The sequence below is a fragment of the Nocardia sp. NPDC050406 genome, from assembly GCF_044459025.1.
Lineage (GTDB): Bacteria > Actinomycetota > Actinomycetes > Mycobacteriales > Mycobacteriaceae > Nocardia.
The window spans coordinates 399772-417105 of sequence record NZ_JBITIM010000002.1; the positions used below are offsets into that span (position 1 = coordinate 399772).

17 protein-coding genes are annotated in these 17334 nt (G+C 68.2%); 8 read left to right on the forward strand and 9 right to left on the reverse strand.

All coding sequences use genetic code 11. From position 1 onward, the window contains the following. The first annotated feature begins 44 nt into the window (after positions 1–44). From ACIBH2_RS15080 to ACIBH2_RS15095, 4 genes are all read left to right on the forward strand, one after another. Positions 45–518 (forward strand): nitroreductase family deazaflavin-dependent oxidoreductase, encoded by a 474-nt coding sequence (locus tag ACIBH2_RS15080; protein ID WP_397117648.1) that lies wholly within the window; start codon positions 45–47, stop codon positions 516–518. A 100-nt stretch (positions 519–618) separates the two neighbouring features. After that, complete coding sequence (locus tag ACIBH2_RS15085) at positions 619–1374, forward strand: ABC transporter ATP-binding protein (RefSeq protein WP_397120759.1); 756 nt, start codon at positions 619–621, stop codon at positions 1372–1374. Next, positions 1362–2936, forward strand: a complete 1575-nt coding sequence (locus ACIBH2_RS15090) for a hypothetical protein (RefSeq protein ID WP_397117650.1) — start codon at positions 1362–1364, stop codon at positions 2934–2936. Before ACIBH2_RS15085 ends, ACIBH2_RS15090 begins: the two co-directional genes overlap by 13 nt. 179 nt (positions 2937–3115) lie before the next feature. Further along, positions 3116–4534, forward strand: coding sequence for a hypothetical protein (locus ACIBH2_RS15095; RefSeq protein ID WP_397117652.1), 1419 nt, complete (start codon positions 3116–3118; stop codon positions 4532–4534). A gap of 58 nt (positions 4535–4592) precedes the next feature. Here the strand turns inward: ACIBH2_RS15095 and ACIBH2_RS15100 are convergent, their stop codons facing one another. Further along, positions 4593–5708: a GDSL-type esterase/lipase family protein gene (locus tag ACIBH2_RS15100; protein WP_397117654.1), complete on the reverse strand. Its 1116-nt coding sequence runs from the start codon at positions 5706–5708 to the stop codon at positions 4593–4595. 108 nt (positions 5709–5816) lie between these two features. On the opposite strand from ACIBH2_RS15100, the gene ACIBH2_RS15105 reads away from it, so the two are divergent. Both ACIBH2_RS15105 and ACIBH2_RS15110 read left to right on the forward strand, forming a co-directional pair. Beyond that, the gene (locus tag ACIBH2_RS15105) at positions 5817–6290 is read left to right on the forward strand and encodes a MarR family winged helix-turn-helix transcriptional regulator (RefSeq protein WP_397117656.1); all 474 of its coding nucleotides are present in this window, start codon (positions 5817–5819) and stop codon (positions 6288–6290) included. Positions 6291–6325: 35 nt separating this feature from the next. After that, complete coding sequence (locus ACIBH2_RS15110; RefSeq protein ID WP_397117658.1) at positions 6326–6730, forward strand: RidA family protein; 405 nt, start codon at positions 6326–6328, stop codon at positions 6728–6730. Here the strand turns inward: ACIBH2_RS15110 and ACIBH2_RS15115 are convergent. Beyond that, positions 6727–7677, reverse strand: coding sequence for a helix-turn-helix transcriptional regulator (locus ACIBH2_RS15115; RefSeq protein WP_397117660.1), 951 nt, complete (start codon positions 7675–7677; stop codon positions 6727–6729). The two genes, ACIBH2_RS15110 and ACIBH2_RS15115, sit on opposite strands and share 4 nt — an antisense overlap. Positions 7678–7740: 63 nt before the next feature. On the opposite strand from ACIBH2_RS15115, the gene ACIBH2_RS15120 reads away from it, so the two are divergent. After that, complete coding sequence (locus ACIBH2_RS15120; RefSeq protein ID WP_397117662.1) at positions 7741–8889, forward strand: epoxide hydrolase family protein; 1149 nt, start codon at positions 7741–7743, stop codon at positions 8887–8889. Positions 8890–8892: 3 nt separating this feature from the next. Here the strand turns inward: ACIBH2_RS15120 and ACIBH2_RS15125 are convergent, their stop codons facing one another. Next, a complete protein-coding gene (locus tag ACIBH2_RS15125; RefSeq protein WP_397117664.1) occupies positions 8893–9087 on the reverse strand; it encodes a DUF397 domain-containing protein in 195 nt (64 codons plus the stop codon). Next, the gene (locus ACIBH2_RS15130) at positions 9084–10319 is read right to left on the reverse strand and encodes a helix-turn-helix domain-containing protein (RefSeq protein ID WP_397117666.1); all 1236 of its coding nucleotides are present in this window, start codon (positions 10317–10319) and stop codon (positions 9084–9086) included. The genes ACIBH2_RS15125 and ACIBH2_RS15130 overlap by 4 nt, the downstream gene beginning before the upstream one ends. Before the next feature lie 59 nt (positions 10320–10378). Here ACIBH2_RS15130 and ACIBH2_RS15135 point away from each other — a divergent pair, with 59 nt between their 5' ends. Next, positions 10379–10654 (forward strand): hypothetical protein, encoded by a 276-nt coding sequence (locus ACIBH2_RS15135; protein WP_397117668.1) that lies wholly within the window; start codon positions 10379–10381, stop codon positions 10652–10654. Between the two features lie 9 nt (positions 10655–10663). On the opposite strand, the gene atzF is transcribed toward ACIBH2_RS15135, so the two are convergent. The 5 genes from atzF to ACIBH2_RS15160 all read right to left on the reverse strand — a co-directional run bounded on the left by atzF (position 10664) and on the right by ACIBH2_RS15160 (position 17301). Then, a complete protein-coding gene (atzF, locus tag ACIBH2_RS15140) occupies positions 10664–12280 on the reverse strand; it encodes an allophanate hydrolase (protein WP_397117670.1) in 1617 nt (538 codons plus the stop codon). Then, the gene (locus tag ACIBH2_RS15145) at positions 12277–14253 is read right to left on the reverse strand and encodes a 5-oxoprolinase/urea amidolyase family protein (protein ID WP_397117672.1); all 1977 of its coding nucleotides are present in this window, start codon (positions 14251–14253) and stop codon (positions 12277–12279) included. Before ACIBH2_RS15145 ends, atzF begins: the two co-directional genes overlap by 4 nt. Then, a complete protein-coding gene (locus ACIBH2_RS15150; protein WP_397117674.1) occupies positions 14250–14855 on the reverse strand; it encodes an urea amidolyase associated protein UAAP2 in 606 nt (201 codons plus the stop codon). Before ACIBH2_RS15150 ends, ACIBH2_RS15145 begins: the two co-directional genes overlap by 4 nt. Further along, positions 14852–15604 (reverse strand): DUF1989 domain-containing protein, encoded by a 753-nt coding sequence (locus tag ACIBH2_RS15155; RefSeq protein WP_397117676.1) that lies wholly within the window; start codon positions 15602–15604, stop codon positions 14852–14854. Before ACIBH2_RS15155 ends, ACIBH2_RS15150 begins: the two co-directional genes overlap by 4 nt. A gap of 143 nt (positions 15605–15747) precedes the next feature. Continuing rightward, on the reverse strand, positions 15748–17301 hold the full coding sequence (locus tag ACIBH2_RS15160) for an amino acid permease (RefSeq protein ID WP_397117678.1): 1554 nt from the start codon (positions 17299–17301) through the stop codon (positions 15748–15750). Between the last annotated feature and the right edge of the window lie 33 nt (positions 17302–17334).

Consider the following 17334-nt stretch of genomic DNA (forward strand, 5'->3'; position numbering starts at 1 on the left):
TTTTCGACCGTTCAGGCCAAACCAACCCAGAGTGCGGAGGCTTCATGGCAAAGGTATTGCCGCGCATAGCCCGACGGCTGGGCACCAAGCCGTGGGTCATGCGTCGCAAAGCAGCGATCCTGAAGCTGGACCGAGGCGTCCGGCGAATCACCAAGGGGCGACGCGGCGTGCTGGATATCGCCGGACTGCCGTCGTTGGAGTTGACGGTGGTCGGTCGCAAGAGCGGCATCCCGCGAACCACCTCGCTGCTGTATGTGCCCGACGGCGACATGATCATGTTGGTCGGATCGAATTGGGGGAGTCCCGAACACCCGTCCTGGTCGGCGAACCTGCGCGCCGCCGACGCCGCGACGGTGCACATTCGCGACGAGCGGTTCCAGGTGGCGGTCGCCGAGATCACCGGGGTGGAATGGAAACTGGCATGGGATCACGCCGTCGACTACTGGCCGGGGTACGAGATCGAGCACGAATTGTCGGGACACCGGAAGTTCCGGATCTTCGAGTTGCGCAGAACTTGAGCCCACGGACGCGTCGGTGTCGAACTCCGGCGCGGTGCGCATCGTAGGGTGATGCGAGGGGCGTGCCTGTCCTACGCCCGGAAGAGGGGAAACCGTGGAGATGGGGCGTGCGGCACTGGAGCTCGACGGGCTGTACAAGAAGTTCGGCGGGCCCTGGGTGGTGGAGGGCGTGAGCCTGTCCGTGCCAGCCGGGTCGTTCTTCGGACTGGTGGGACCCAACGGGGCGGGCAAGACGACCACCCTGTCCATGGCGGTGGGGCTGCTGCGACCCGACCACGGGGCAGCGCGCATCTTCGGGACCGAGGTGTGGGCCGATCCGGTGCGCGCCAAGACCATGGTCGGGGTGCTGCCGGACGGGCTGTCCCTGCCGGAGCGACTCACCGGCCGAGAGTTGTTGAACTACACCGGATTGCTGCGCGGAATGGCGAAATCCGTTGTGGTGGAACGGGCCGACGAACTACTGCGGGTGCTCGAGCTCGACGGTGCGGAGAACACCGTGGTGGTGGACTATTCCGCCGGTATGCGCAAGAAGATCGGACTCGCCACCGCCCTGCTGCACGCGCCGAAACTGCTCGTGCTGGACGAACCGTTCGAGGCGGTGGATCCGGTGTCCGCCTCCACGATTCGCACGATTCTCCAGCGCTTCGTGGCGGCCGGGGGTTCGGTGGTGCTCTCCAGCCATGTCATGGCGCTGGTGGAGAACCTCTGCGATCAGGTGGCGGTCATCTCGCACGGTCGCGTGGTGGCGGGCGGAACCATCGCCGAGGTACGTGGTGAGGGCACGCTCGAGGAGGCCTTCGTGCGCCTGGTCGGCGGCCGCGTGGGCGGAGACGAGGGGCTGTCGTGGTTGGCGTAATGATCCGCATGCGGTTGCGGCTCACCCTGCGGGGGATGCGCAGCGGCCGTGTGGCCATCGGGTTCTGGATCGGGGTGTTCTTCGGCACCGCCGCGGCGCTCATCACCCTGGCGCTCATCGCCAAGGGCACCGACCACAATCTCTACGGCTCGACCAATATCGCCGCCACGCTCTTCGCCGCGTGGACGCTGGGCTGGCTGTGCGGACCCATCCTCACCGGCAGCAGCGACGAAACCCTCCAGCCCGAACACTTTCGGCTGCTGCCGCTGAGCAATCGGCAGCTCGCCTACGGCCTGGCCGCCGCCTCCTTCGCCGGAATCGCGGTGCTGGTGAATCTGGTCGCCTTCAGTGGATTGTTCTTCCTCGCGGTGCAGTACGGCCTCGGTCCGGCACTGGTCGCGCTGGTCGGCGTCGTCCTGCAACTCGCGTTCGTGGTGTTGCTCGCCCGCGTCATGACCGGCTGGCTCGGCGCGGCCATGCGCTCGCGGCGCGGGCGCGATCTCGGCGTCCTGCTCGCCGCCTCGCTCGGTTTGCTCTATTACCCGCTGAACCTGTTGGTCAGCCGCCTCGGGCCGGAGCTCGAGCACGCTCCCCAAGGTGTGGCCAGGGCACTGCGCGCGGCACCCTCGGGGTGGGCGCCATACGCGGTGGAGGCTGCCGCGCAAGGACAGTGGCTGCTCGCCGCGGTGGCGCTGCTCGGTCTCGCGCTGCTGTGCCTGGTGCTGTGGGAGGCGTGGGCCGTGCTGCTGGGCCGACGGCTCACCACCCCGCCCGCGCCCGCCGAACAGGTGCGCGCCGACGGCCGCGCCGGAGTGCTGGACCGCGTGCTGCCGGTCACGCCCACGGGCGCGGTGCTCGGCAAGGAACTGCGCACCTGGTGGCGCGACGGTCGCCGCCGCGCCACCCTGCTGCCGCTGCTGCTCATCGGTTTCGTGCTGCCGGTCTTCCTCGCCATCCAGAACGGCAGCAGCCAGATCATCCCGTTCGCGGGCGCGTTCGTGGTGTGGCTGGCGGCCATGTCGGCGACCAACCTCTACGGCTTCGACGGCACCGCGGTCTGGCAGACCATCGTCACCCCGGGCGCGGCGCGCGCTGACGTGCGTGGGCGAGTGCTGGCCTGGTTACTGCTGGTCGGGCCGATCGCGCTGCTCGCGGTGGTGGTGCTGCCGGGTGCGCTCGGGCAAACCCAGCTGTACCCGTGGGCGCTGGCCACGCTGCCGGTGTTGCTGGGGGTCGGCGCGGCCGCGGTGATCGTCCTGTCCCTCTACGCACCGTTTCCGCTGCCGCCGCAGGGCGGCAACCCGTTCGCGGCCTCCGGCTTTCCCGGCTGCGCCAAGGTGCTCATGCAGTTGGCGGTCGGGCTGGGGCAGCTACTGCTCTGTGCGCCGGTCTTGATCCTGCTGGGAATCGGTGCGGTACAGGACAATTCGCTGATCCTCTGGTCGTCCGTGCCGGTCGGTATCGCGCTCGGCCTCGCCGCCGGACTGCTCGGCCTCCGGTTCGCGACCAAGCGGCTGGAGACCCGGGGTCCGGAGCTACTCGCCGAGGTGAAACCCCGCTGACCTGCGACGAGCGCGCCCTTCGGCGCGCTACTCGCACGCCGCCACACCCTCGCCGCGGAATTCGGGTAGCGCACTACTGCCGAAAACCGCAGGAAATCAGCGCATCCTGACAGCAGTGGGCCCGCCAAGACATCGGCCCGCACGCTCGAAGCAGCAGATTTCCTTGGGAGGCAATGCAAGTGGACCAGATCCTGTATTGGAACGCGGTGGCGTTGGAATCGGATCGCGTCGCGCACACCGAACCGAAGCAGGCCGAACGCGGCGCGCGCGGTCCGATCGGCAGTTCCAGAGCCCTGGCCATCGTGCACCTCGCCATGCACGACGCGTACTTCAGCATTCTCGGTGCGCCACACGGCACCTGGCTGACCAACGCACCCGTGCCCGCCAATGGCGCGTCGGTGGACGCGGCGGTCGCGGTCGCCGCGCACACCACCCTCACGGCGCTCTACCCGGCGCAGACGGGGCGCATCGATCGCGCGCTGCGGGAGGCCGAATTGCGGGGCCCGGGCGTCGGTCGCGGCACCGCCCACGGTCAGGCGGTCGCCCGCGCCGTGCTGCGCGCCCGCAAGAACGACCCCGGACTCGACGACAAGGACTATCAGCCCGATACCGCCGCACCCAATCACCGTCCCGATCCGGTCAACTCGGCCCAGGGCTACTACGCGCCCAAATACGGTGCGCGGGCGCGGTGTTTCGCGGCGACCACCCGCTACACCCTCGATCCGCCGCCCAAGGGCAACGACCCGCGCTACCTGGCCGCGCTGCGCGAGGTGCGCGGCAAGGGCATCAGCCCCGAGGCCGCAGGCGCTCTGCCGACCGGACTGGCGGCACGTACAGCGGAGGAGACCCTCGTCGGCGTCTTCTGGGCCTACGACGGCGCGAAGGGCCTCGGCACCCCGCCGCGGCTCTACAACCGGATCGTGCGCGCCGTCGCGCAGTCGCGGGGCAATTCCGTCGCGCAGAACGCGCGCCTGTTCGCCCTGGTCAATGCCGCCCTCGGCGATGCCGGAATCCTGTGCTGGGACGACAAGTACCGGCACAACCTGTGGCGGCCCGTCCTCGGCATTCGCGAGCACGACCCGTCGCTGGGGCCCGATGGCGCGCCCGGCGAAACCCTCGACCCGGACGCCGATCCGTTCTGGCGGCCCTACGGCGCGCCGCGCAGCAACGAGATCGCCTACAACTTCACCCCGCCGTTCCCGGCCTACCCCTCGGGACATGCCAGTTTCGGCGGCGCGGCCTTCCAGATCGTGCGCCGCTTCTACGGCGTCGCCACCGAAGGCCCCGACACCCTCACCGACGGTGCGGGTTTCGTCTCCGAGGAACTCGACGGCAGCACCACCGACAACGACGGCGTGGTGCGCACCCGGCACATCCGCAAATTCCCGGGCGGCCTATGGCAGATGATGGAGGAGAACGGCCGCAGCCGCGTATTCCTCGGCGTGCACTGGTCTTTCGACGCCTTCGCCGCGGATGCGGAGGGACGAATGGACCTGTCGCAGAACGTGGGCGGCGTACGCCTGGGGCGCGATATCGCGAACAACCTGTGGGCCCATGGCCTGAAACAGGACCAGGCCGCCCCGCCCCGACTGGTCTGAGACCACCTCAACGGCGAGGTCGCCCGAGCCCGTTCAACGTCGAGCGGGTGCGCGGCGCTCAGTCCAGTGCGGCGAGCGTCATCGCCGCGGCCATGGCGCGGGCACCGGCATCATTGAGATGCATCCCGTCACTGTCGAATTCGGGGCGGATGAAGCCCGGCCGCGTGGGATCCTCCACCGCCGCCGCGATATCGAAGACGGCGTCGAAGACGTCGGTGCCCCGCAGCCATTCGTTCACCCGCTGCCGGACCGGCAAGCCGGTGTCGACGGCGAGACCGGGGTAGTAGGCCGCGCCGAACGGTCCGATGGTGTTGGCGTACACCGAAAGTCCGGCCGCGCGCGCCCGGCGCGCCAGTTCGGTGAAACCGGCGATCAGATCCTCGGCCGAAGTTGTGGACTCGTCCAGGATGAGGTCGTTGACGCCGAAGTTCAGCAGCACCCCGCGCACGCCCGGCACCTCCAGCACATCGCGGTCGAACCGCTCCAGCCCGGATTCGCCGATCTCCTTGGTCACCAATCGATTTCCGCCGATGCCCTGGTTCACGATCCATCCTCGGTCGAACCGTTCGTTGAGCACATCCACCGAGCGGCGATTGGCTCCGTGCGTCGACCCGGTGCCCTGGAACCAGGAATCCCCGAAGGCCACCCAGACCGGGGTGTGCGCCGGGGCCAGCACGTCGATGCCGGTCACGAGGAAGCGCGAGGTGGTCTCCTCGGCCCCGGGCAGGTCGAGACCGCCTGTGCGGTCCCCGGATACGACCCAGCCGGAATCGTTCGGCAACTGCGCGTAGGCGGTGGGACCCGTCGGCTCAGGCAGGTAGAGGCTGAGCGCCAGATTCGACGCCGCCGCCACGGCCAAGTCGACGGGATCGCTGATCGCCTCGCCGCCCGCAGGAATCCGCACCGCCCGCGCTCCCGCGAAGCGCACCTCGGTATCGGTACCGGCCATGATCTCCCCGCCCGCCTCGTGCACGGCGATGCGCGCCGCGCCGATCACCAGCTCCCGTTCGGAGTAGCGATTGGTCAGCCGCACCCGCAGCCGCGCGCCGCCACCGGCCAGGTGCAGCACCTGCCGCAGGGTCTGGTCGGCGAAGCCGCGCGGCTCGGCCAACTGGATGCGCTCGTCCGGATTCACCAGGGCCGTACGGAAACCGGCCACCCACTGCGTCGACATCGAACTCTCCATTTAGTTGCTGTGCGGAATATTGCTGCGGCAAGGATGTCGTAAAACTGTTCCGCGTGTCAACTATCCGCAGTGCAGAGAGTGGGTTAGGGTCTGTCCGTGGATCCCAAACGCCTCTTCGAGGACCCCCGCCTCACCACCGTCGGCCTGTTCCTGGAGGCCCACGAGGGGCTGATCGCCAAACTCGAGCCGACCTGGAAGGACAATGGCCTGTCCGGTCTGGACCTCAACGCGCTACAGCGACTGAGCCGTTCGCCCGGCCGCAAACTGCGCATGACCGATCTGGCGACCCAGACCGGGCTGTCCACCAGCGGTGTCACCCGGCTGGTGGACCGCCTCGAACGCAACGGTTTCGTGCGCCGCGAACCCGCGCCGGGGGACCGTCGCAGTTTCTACGCCGTGCTCACCGCCGCCGGGGCGACCCGGGTCGCGCGCGTCCTGCCCGCCTATCTCGACGGTGTGGAGCGGTGGTTCACCGGACTGCTGACGCCCGAACAGCTCGACGCCATGGTCGAGGGGCTGCGCATCATTCGGGACGCGGTGAATCCGGAGGCGACGGCCTCCTCGGAGTGAGCCCGGCTGTCGGGGTGCGGGGCTACGCTGCCGCCATGACGATCGCCTCGTACATCAATCCCGAATCCCTGCACAGCAGTCCGGCTTTCACACAAGTGGTGCGGGTGTCGCACGCGGCCGACACCATCTATGTGGGCGGACAGAACGGTGTCGACAAGTCCGGGCAGGTGGTGGGTCCGGATCTGTTGAGCCAGTCGCGGCAGGCGCTGGCGAATGTCCAGGCGTGCCTGGAGGCGGCGGGGGCCGCTATCGAGAATGTGGTGAAGTGGACCATTTTCGTGGAGGAGGGGCAGCCGGTGCAGGACGGTTTCGCCGCCTTCGAGGAGGTATGGGGGCAGCGGCCCAATCCGCCCGCCATCACCGTGGTCTTCGTGGCCGGTGTCGGCCCGCAGGGCGCGCTGGTCGAAATCGAGGCCGTGGCAGCCGTTCCGGTGAGTTAGTCGACGGCGCGGCGCAGCCGCGCGGTGAGTTCGCGCACGTGTTCCACGAGGGCCTGGGGCTCGTGGATGACGAAGTCGAACCCGAAAAGTCCGACGTAGACGGCCAATTCGTCCAGTGAGTTGGATCCGGTGCGCAGGACGCAGGAGTGCTCGTCCACCGCTTCGACGACACCGACGGTGGGTGCGATGCGCTCGGCCGCCACCTCCGCCGGAACGTGCAGGGTGATGCGCGCCTGATAGCGGTAGGGCGCGGTGCTCACGCCGTGGGTGACGAACCCGGCCGGATCCAGCTCGGGCGCTTCGCGCGGGGTGAAGCGCGGTCCGGTGGGGATGCGCGGGGTGAGTCGGTCCACGCGATAGGTGCGCCAATCCTCGCGGTCGGTATCCCAGCCGATGAGGTACCAGTGTCGGCCGGTGTGCACGAGGCGATGCGGTTCGACGGTGCGGCGGGTCTCGGTGCCGTCGTGGCGGCGATAGTCGAAGCGCAGCCGGTGCTGATCGCGGATCACCGCGGCGAGGGTGGTGAGCACATCGGGGTCGACGCGCGGCGCGCCCGACGGCACCGCGACGGTGGCCGATTCCAGGGCCGCCACCCGGTGCCGTAGCCGTGCGGGCAGGACCTGTTCGAGTTTGGCCAGCGCCCGCAGGGAACTCTCCTCGATTCCGGCGATCGTCCCGCCCGCCGCCGTGCGCAGCCCGACCGTGACGGCAATGGCCTCGTCGTCGTCGAGCAGCAGCGGCGGCACCTGCGCGCCCGCGCCCAATCGGTACCCGGCGACGCCCGCGACGGCGTGCACCGGATAGCCGAGGTCGCGCAGCTTCTCGATATCCCGGCGGACCGTGCGCGCGTCCACGGCGAGTCGCTCGGCCAGTTCCGCGCCGGACCAGTCGCGCGGCGTCTGGAGTAGGGAGAGCAGCCGGAGCAGCCGCGCCGAAGTTTCTTTCATGATTTTCATTCTGCCGTCGAGCTAGGGCAGGAACTGTCCTAGGTGGCTTCTACCGTTGGTGTCATGAGCGCAGAGATCACTCCCTTCCGGATCGACATTCCGCAACAGCAGCTCGACGACCTGCGGGCGCGACTCGACGGCGCGCGCCTTCCCGCACCGCTGCCCGGCGACGACTGGGACACCGGCGTGCCCGTGCACTGGCTGCGTGAGCTGGTGGACTACTGGCGCACCGAATACGACTGGCGCGCGGCCGAAGCCGAGCTGAACCGCTATCCGCAGTTCACCACCGAGATCGACGGTCAGCGCATTCACTTCCTGCACATTCGCTCGGTCGAGCCCGATGCGGTGCCGCTGCTGATGACACACGGCTGGCCCGGGTCGATCGTCGAATTCCTCGATGTCATCGGACCGCTGACCGACCCCCGGTCTCATGGCGGGAATCCGAATGATGCCTTCCACCTGGTGATTCCGGCCCTGCCCGGCTTCGGGTTCTCCGGTCCGGTCGCCGATGCGGGGTGGACCATCGATCGCATCGCCCACGCCTGGGCGGAGCTGATGCGGCGGCTCGGGTACGAGCGGTTCGGCGTACAGGGCGGCGATATCGGCGCCGCGGTGAGCCCGCAGGTCGGGCGGGTCGCGCCGGATCGCACCATCGGCGTGCACATGAACGGCGGGCCGATCCCGTTCCAGCAGCTCTCCGAGGAGGAGCTCGCCTCGCTGACCGACCTCGAACGTGACCGGATTCGCCGGGTCGAGGCGTTCATGCGGGAGGAGTTCGGCTATATCGCCATCCAGTCGACGCGCCCGCAGGCCCTGGCGTACGGGCTGGTGGACTCCCCGGTGGGGCAGCTGGCGTGGATCATGGACAAGTTCCGGGAGTGGACGCATCCGCGAAATGTGGTGCCGGACAAGATCCTCGACCGCGACCGGCTGCTGACGAACGTGATGATGTACTGGCTCACCGGGACGGCGGGGTCGGCGGCGTATGTCGGCTACGCGCAGGCCGCGGAGTGGGGCGAGCCCGCCCAGAACTCCGGAGTGCCCACGGGCGCGATCATTTTCGCGCACGACGTAGGCATTCGCCGCTACGCGGAGATGGAGAACACGATCACCCGCTGGGTCGACGTGGATCGCGGCGGACACTTCGCGGCGATGGAGGAGCCGGAGCTACTCACCGCGGATATTCGAGAGTTCTTCCGCGACTTGCGCTGACCGTCAGCGCTCCCAGATGCCACTGTCGAGGAAGCGGTCCCAAGCTGCACCGGAAAACCACAGCTCGGGACCGCCGGGGTTCTTCGAGTCCCGCACCCCAACCTTGCTGTCGCCGTTGAACTTGACCTCGACACAGGCATTGGCGTGTTCCGATCGGCTGGACTTGAACCACTCGCCAACAAGCGGATTGTCGTTCACGCCGCATGCTCCTTCGCTACTCGCAACACCATGTCTCGGGTGTCTGCTCTGCTCAACGCTACCGCTTCCAAGCTCGTGATCGCCGCCCGATATTGCGCGATAACGTCCTCGCGCTCGTGGTAGAGCGCGCCGATCGCTCCTTCGAGGTACACGACAGGCGGATCGACCAATCCGCTTGCCAGCTGCGGGAATTCCAGCAGCGTGAACGATCCGATCGTCAAGCCTCGGTGCGCGGGGCCGAAGGGGACCACTCGTACCCTGACGTTGTCCCGCTCGGTCGTTTCGGCCAGTGCGCGAAGCTGATCGGCCATGATCGCCGAACCTCCGATCGGGTGCCGCAGTGCGGCTTCCGAAATGAACGCGTCGAGATGGAACTGGTCGCTGTCGAGGCGAGCTTGTCGGCGCGCGGTCAGTTCGACGCGTCGCTCGATATCCACCAGTGAGAGTCCTGGCCCGTCGATCCGCACGATGGAACGTCGGTAGTCGGGAGTCTGGAGCAAGCCGGGAACCAGAACGAGTTGGTGTGTCACTACGTGGTCCGCTGTGGACTCCAGCCGGAGGTAGTGCGGAAAGTGCGAGGCGATCTGATCGGCGTACCCGACCCAGAAGCCTTTCGAATTACCCTGCGACCGAGCCGCTTTCGCCTGCTCCCTGATCTCGGCCCACAATGCGAGCGCTTCTTTTCGCTTGTCTTCGGGCGCGTCGTAGAAGGAGAGCAGTTGGGCCAGCTGCGATGTGGCGATCTTCGTCGGTATGCCGTCTTCCATACGCAGCAAGGTCTGCTTCGAGGTTTCGATGTGTAGGCCCGCCGCCAACGCGCTCTTGCCCGCCCCCTCCCGCATCTCGCGGAAGAATTTGCCCAGGGCCCTGCGGGAGACTGTAGACATTTTCGTTAGCCTCGCTATTTGGGTTGGCTCAGTTTGGACCGGCTCATTCTGGGCTTCCAGCATATTTCGCGGGCGGCCCAAGTAATGCCGTTTTCGGCGCGTGATCTGATGTCTACTTACAGAACCAGATCCGATATGCACACCAAAAGGATGTGTCAAATGTCTTGGGAGTCTTGGGTTCTGTGGTCCATAGTTCTCGTGGCGGGCACCGTATTCGCGGGTGTCATGGTGGCGGAGATTCGTTATCGCATGTCCGAAATGCGAAGTGAGGTCTTTCGTTTGCCTTATTTGGACGATTCCGCACGATTCGTCGATGCTCCCCGCTGCGTCGGGCGGGGTTGTCATCGGCCGACGCACGTGCAGTCCCCGGTCAGTGTCCGCGACCTGGTGAGGAGTGTCCGCTGATGTGCGCTCCCGGCTGGGGCGAGTACGAGCAGGCTCTGCACGCCCTGCGCGCCCATCAGACCTGCCACACAACAACCTGTCGTCACAAGGCCGCGGCGATCGGAGACCTTCTCCGCGCCATGCGGAATCAGGCCGACGAAGCGTTCGGCCTGCTCGAGGACGCCATCGACCAGGAATCCGCGAAAGCGACACCGCCGGGCGAATTCGAGGCGTTCACGGCTCGCCTATCGGCGCTGAGCGGTACCGACTACGATATCGGCCCCGAGGATGAGTAATCCACCGCCTCAGCCAATCGCGCCCGCGCGCAATGCCTTTCGCCAGTCCGCGTATTCGCTGATGTCCTTTCCCGTGGCGAGCGCTCCCGCATCGCAGCCGAACGCGGTCACCCACGTCCCGTCGTCCAATTCGACCAACCCCAATTGCATGGGCGCGGGCAACGCGGCGAGAAACCGGCCGAGAGCGGCGGGGGAGAGCGACCAACGCTCACCCGCGACGGAGACACCCCGCTCACCCTCGGCACAGCGGGCGACTCCCGGTTTCGGCGGCGTCGTGTCCAGCGCGGCCAAGCGGTAGCGCGGCGCGGTCCGCACCGGCCCGGACCACCGGGCACCGAGCTCGGTCAGCTGGTATTCGAGCGGCTGTCCACGCAGGTGCGCGCCGAAGACCACGAGGTCGTGGACGGGCGCGATACGCAGGGGCCAGGCTGCTTCGGGCGGTTCGCTCCCCGTCACCAGCGCGGCGATATCCAACGCCACGGCATCGTCGAAAGGGCGGCCGAGCACCGTCACCCCGAACGACGCGGGCCCGGCCATCCCCGCCGGTACCGCTACCGCACACAGGTCGAAGAGGTTACAGAAATTCGTGTAGGTGCCCAGCCGGGAGTTCACGCCGATCGGATCGGCCGCGACCTCGGCGATGGTCGGATGGAAAGGCGCTGTGGGAACGAGCAATACATCCGCCTCGGCCATGCTCGCCATGGCGATCGCGCGCAGGCGCTCCAACTCGGCGAGATCGCTCACCAGTCGGTGGGCGGGCAGATCGCGGGCGGCGCGAATGATCGAACCCACGGTCGGGTCGACCGCGTGCTGATGCGTGTCCACGAATTCGCCGACAGCGGAGTACCTTTCGGCCACCAGCGCGCCGTTGTACAGCAGCCGCGCGGCGTCCAGGAAAGGCGCCGGATCCACCTCCACGATCCGTGCACCACGCTCCCTCAGGCCCGCGACGGTCCTGTCGAAGGCGCTGCGCCACACGGTATCCAGCTCCGGCAGCTCCGCGAAGATCGCGACTACCGGTCGTGGCGGCGCGGCCAGGCGCACATCGGCGGGCCAGGCCCGCCCGGGAGCGCCAGCCGCCATGACGCCCATGGCCTGGTCGGCGAGCGCGAGGTCACGGGCGAAAATGGTGACGCAGTCGTAGGACCGGCAGGCCGGGACGACCCCGGCGGTGGAGACGACGCCCACCGTCGGCTTGATTCCGACAATCCCATTGAGTGCGGCGGGAATTCGCCCCGAACCGGCGGTGTCGGTGCCAATGGCGATATCGACCTCACCGGCGGCCACGGCCACCGCCGAGCCGGAACTCGAACCGCCGGAGACGAACCCGGGACGCAGCGCGTTCGCGACCGCGCCGCACGGGGAGCGGGTGCCGACCAACCCGGTGGCGAACTGATCCAGATTCGTCTTGCCCACCACCGTCGCACCGGCGGCCCGCAACGCCGCCACCGCCGCCGCGTCTCGCTCGGGAACATAGGCGAACGCGGGGCAGGCCGCGGTCGTCGGCACTGCGGCGACATCCACATTGTCCTTGACCGCCAGCCGAATTCCCGCCAGTTCACCGCGCGCCTGTCCGGCTTCGGCCGCGATATCCGCCTCGGACCGTCGATGAATCCACACACTCATACGCTTGTCTCCGTCAATTCGCCAGCGGCACGCCAGGATTCGCGCTCCGCATCGAAGGCTCGCGTTTGTCGGGTGCGAAACTCCGCGATGGACGCGGCGTTCTCGTCCAGGAAAGCCCGGTAGTCCGCGAGCCGGAACTCGCCATCCTCGGCGCGCAGCTCCCCACGTCCCGCCGCCGTATCGGCCCGCAAATCCAACAGTTCCTCCGCCGACACCGGATACCAGCTGATGCGGTCGAAATACCTGAGCAGCCAAGGATCTTCGTCGACACCGGAGGAGGCATGGTTCCACACCTGCGTGGTACGCCCGACGAACTGGTACCCGCCGGGCCCCTCCATGCCGTAGACGCACAGATACGCGCCGCCGATGCCGACGGCATTCTCCGGCGTCCATGTGCGCGCCGGGTTGTACTTGGTGGTGACCAGCCGGTGGCGCGGATCGGTGGGGGTGGCCACGGGTGCGCCGAGATACACGTCGCCGAGCCCGAGCACCAGGTATTCGGCGGCGAAGACGGTATCGAACACCTCGTCCACCGACACCAAACCGTTCACGCGCCGGATGAATTCGATATTCCACGGACACCACGGGGCATCCGCGCGCACCCCGTGCATGTACCGGGTGATGGCTTCACGCGTGGCCGGATCGTCCCAGGACAGCGGGAGATGCACCGTGCGACTGGGCACCACGAGATCGTCGGAGCAGGGGAGTTCGGCTTCGGTCTCCGACAGCATTTCCAGGAGACGGCGGGTGGGCAGGCGGTCCGGATCGGTGCGCACCTGGAGTGAGCGGATTCCGGGGGTGAGCTCGGAAACACCCGGTTCCGCGCGTTCCACGAGGTGCTGGTGCAGCGCGTGCACGCGGGCGCGCAGCCCGAGATCCAGTGTCATCTCACCGTATTCGACGAGAACGCCGTCATTCCCGGCCCGCCGATAGGTGATGGCGGTGCCGTCCGCCGTCTCGCGCCGGGCGAGGATGCCGTCATCGGCGTCACCGCCACCGGTCAGCACCATCGGCCACCCGGCACGACGCGCCGCACCGAGGGCATGCAGCGAGGCGGCGCGATCGGCGCGCACCGGGACGAAGCGCACGCTGTCGCCCGGGGTGAGCTGACCCAGCTTCCAGCGCTCCGCCGCCACCACGGTCACCGGGCAGACGAAGCCGCCCAGACTCGGGCCGTCCGGACCGAGCAGGATCGGGGTGTCGCCGGTGAAGTCCAGGGCCCCAACGGAATACGCGGTGTCGTGGATATTCGACGGATGCAGTCCGGCCTCGCCGCCGTCGGTGCGCGCCCACTGCGGTTTCGGTCCGATCAGCCGCACCCCGGTGCGGTCGGAATTGAAGTGCACCTCGTAATCGGCGCTGAGAATGGTGTCGAAATCCGCGCGGGTGAAGAACTCCGGGGCACCGTGCGGACCCTCGGTGACCGCGAGCTCCCAGCGCCGAGTCAGGACCGGCTGCTCGTCGCCCGGCACACCCGCACCCACCCGACCCGTCGGCTCGCCGAGGATGAGCTTGTCGCCAGCCGCCAAGGCGCGCCCCTCCGCGCCGCCGAACTTGCCGAGCGTGAAAGTCGCTCGGCTGCCAAGATATTCGGGCACGTCGATACCGCCCGCGACGAGCAGATAGCTCCGCATACCCGGCCCGCGCACCATGCCGATATCGAGCACCCCTCCGGCGGGCACCAGCACACTTCGCCACTGCCGCGCCGGTACACCGTTCACGGTGACGGGGACCGGCGCCCCGGTGACGCACACCCATGTCGGCGCATCGAAGCGCAGAGCCGGTCCGCCGAGCGTGCACTCCAGGCCGGGCGCACCCTCCGGATTGCCCAGCGCGCGATTGCCCAGCCGGAACGAGAGGTCGTCCATCGGCCCCGACGGCGGCACCCCGATATGCCAATAGCCCACGCGCCCAGGCCAATCCTGCACCGTCGACTGCATACCCGGCCGGATGACCTCGGCCACGGCACTCATCGGGTCACCACCATGCGGACGGGCGTCGGATCGAAGCCATTGCAGGGGTTGTTGATCTGCGGACAGTTCGACACCAGGACGAGCGTGTCGATCTCGGCGCGCAGCGTGATCGTCTTACCGGGCGCCGATAGGCCGTCCACAATGCCCAGGGTGCCGTCCGTCTCCACCGGAACATTCATGAACCAGTTGATATTCGACACCAGATCGCGTTTGCCCAGACCCCACTTCATGCCCTCGGCCAGGAAGTTCTCCACACAGGCGTGCTGGTGGCGGGTGTGGTGGCCGTAGCGCAGCGTATTGGATTCCCGTGAGCACGCCCCCGCCACGGTGTCGTGATTGCCGACCTCGTCGGCGAGCACGGTCATGAGCGCGGTACCGGAATCGGTCCGCAGCACGCTGCCGGTGCCGAGGAAGATACTGCGCTGTGCCGCGATGGTGGTCTGCGCGCTGTAGCGCTCGGCATGGTCGGCCGCCGAGTACAGCAGACAGTCCACCGCCTGATTGCCGTGCAGGTCGATGATCTCCAGCCGCTCACCCGCGCGGACAATGGCGGACCACGGCGCGCGGGCGGGGACGGTCTCGTCCAGAACCAGGGTGCTCATGCGCGGGCCTCCACGGTACGTGCGGCGCGCCAGGCCGATTCGGTGTTCTCCACGGCGCGTTGGTATTCCGGGTCGGAGTTGTACTGCTGTTCGAGATCCGCCGGGGCCGACCAGGCCACCACCTCCAGATCCGAGACCCGGGTGTCGTCGAGAGGGTGCGCGGCATTGGCGAGCAGCAGCGTCACCGGCAGGTGCACGAGCAGTTCGACCGCCGCGCCCGCTCCGGCGCTGCCGGTGGCGATGAGCGCGCCGTCGGACTCCACCCGCACACCCCGGAAGAATGACACGCTCGGGCCGATATCCCGCGGTGCCAGACCATGTTTCGCGGCGGCCATGCACAACAGCTGCCGCCCCTCCGCACCCGGACCGCACAGCGTGTCGTGCCGCTCCGACGAATCCGCCACCACGGTCGCGAGGATCCGCCCCTGATCCGAGAGCAGCGGATGCCCCGCGCCCAGATATGCCTGCCACGGCACCTTGACGGTATCGGCCACATTCAGCCGCTCCCACGGCGATTCGGCACGCAACAGGAACAGGTGCGCACAGGCCTCCCCGAGCGGATCCGCGAGGCGCACGCGCGTACCCCGGCCCAGGACCGTGTTCACATAGCCGCCAGGCGGAACCACCTGCGCGAAGGTCACTTTCGCGGGATCGACCGCGCTGGGCAGGCGCGGTTCCGCGAGAGTAGCGGCGGCCGCCTGCGAGCGGGCGTGGGCACGGGCTCCGAGAGTGGATGCGGTGCTCGTCATCTGAGCTCCCTTCGACGATGGAAACAGTGGTGCGCAAGCGCGTTCGACCAGGTCGGCGACGGCCATGGCCAGTGCCGGGCGGCCCATGTGGTGCGACGCGGCAGTGTCGGTATCGCGCGATCGGCCCATGGCGTGCGCTCCGATCAGGCGGGTTGGGTGGCGGGTACCGGGACGGGTGCGGTCGCCTTCGGCGTCACCGCGCGGTACACGAGCGCGCCCACCGCCACCGTCGCGAGTACGAAAAGCGGTGCCGCCCAGCGCATCCACCAGCCGCCGCCCTCCGGGGTGTAGACCTCCGCGCGCGGCCAGGCCAGATTCACCGCCATGGCGATACCCCACACCACGGCCACGGCATTGATCGCGATCCCGTAGCGGCCCAGCCCGAACAGCGGCTGGTCGGCGTCGGTGTCGGGGCCGGGCCAGCCCCGCCAGCGGCGCACCAGCAGCGGCACGGTCACCAGCAGGTAGGCCAGGTACAGCGTCACCACGCACACGCTGGCGAGGGTCGCGAAAATGGCGGCATTGCCGAGATTGAGCACCAGCAGGGCGATGCAGAGCACACCGATCACCACGGCGGGCAGCATCGGGGTGCCGTACTTGGGGTGCACGGCCGCGAGTCGCCGCGCGAACGGCAGGCGGCCATCGCGCGCCATGGAGAACATGAGCCGCGAACCGGCGGTCTGAATGGCCAAGGTGCACACCGTGATCGCCACCGCGACACAGCTCAGCAGCACCGTTCCGGCCGGACTGTTCAGCTTGGCCTCGATGACATACGCCAGACCCCCGGCGGCCAACTCCCCGTCCGACAGGCTCGGCGCGGCCATGAGCGCGCCCAGCAGAATCAACCCGCCGCCCAATGCCGAGACCGACAGGGCGGTGAGGATCGTGCGCGGTGCGACCCGGCGCGGATTCTTGGTCTCCTCGGAAAGCTCACCGGCGGAATCGAAGCCGACCATCACATAGGCGGCCATGAGCCCGGAGACCAGGAACGCCGCCCAGTACGGCCCGGGCGCGGCCTGATCGGTCTGCGTGACCACGCCCGGACCGCGCTCGGCATGGGTGAAGAACAGGGCGATAACCGCCAGGACGCCGACGATCTCGACCGTCACGCCAATGGAATTGATGCGCGCCATCAGCTCGATGCCGATCACATTGATCAGCGTGGTGACGGTGAGCAACACACTGCCCAGCAGCACCGCGTTCATGGCGCCGTCGCGCGAGGTCAGTTCGGTATCGGTGCCGATGATCTGGAATCCACCCCAGATCGTCGGCAGCACCACTTGCAGCGCGATGGCCGCCGCTGCGGCGGTGACGATCTGGGCGATGATCATCATCCACCCGGCGAACCAGCCCACCAGCTCCCCGCCCAGACGGCGCGACCACTGGTAGATACAGCCCGAAATCGGGTACCGCGCGGCCAGTTCCGCGAAGTTCAACGCCACCAGGAACTGCCCGGCGAAGACCAGCGGCCAGGTCCAGAAGAACGCTGCGCCACCGAACGAATAGCCGAGGCCGAAGAACTGGAAGATGGTGGTGAGGATGGAGACGAAGGAGAAGCCCGCCGCGAACGAGGCGTAGCGGCCGAGCTTGCGGTGCAGCACCGGTTCGTAGCCGAAGCGGGCCAGATCGGTCCCGTCGGCACTGGATTCCGGGCTGGTGGGAGGGGCGAGGGTGCGCGAGTCGACGCTGGTGGCCATGGGTGAAGTCCTTCGACGTGCGGCCAATATCTG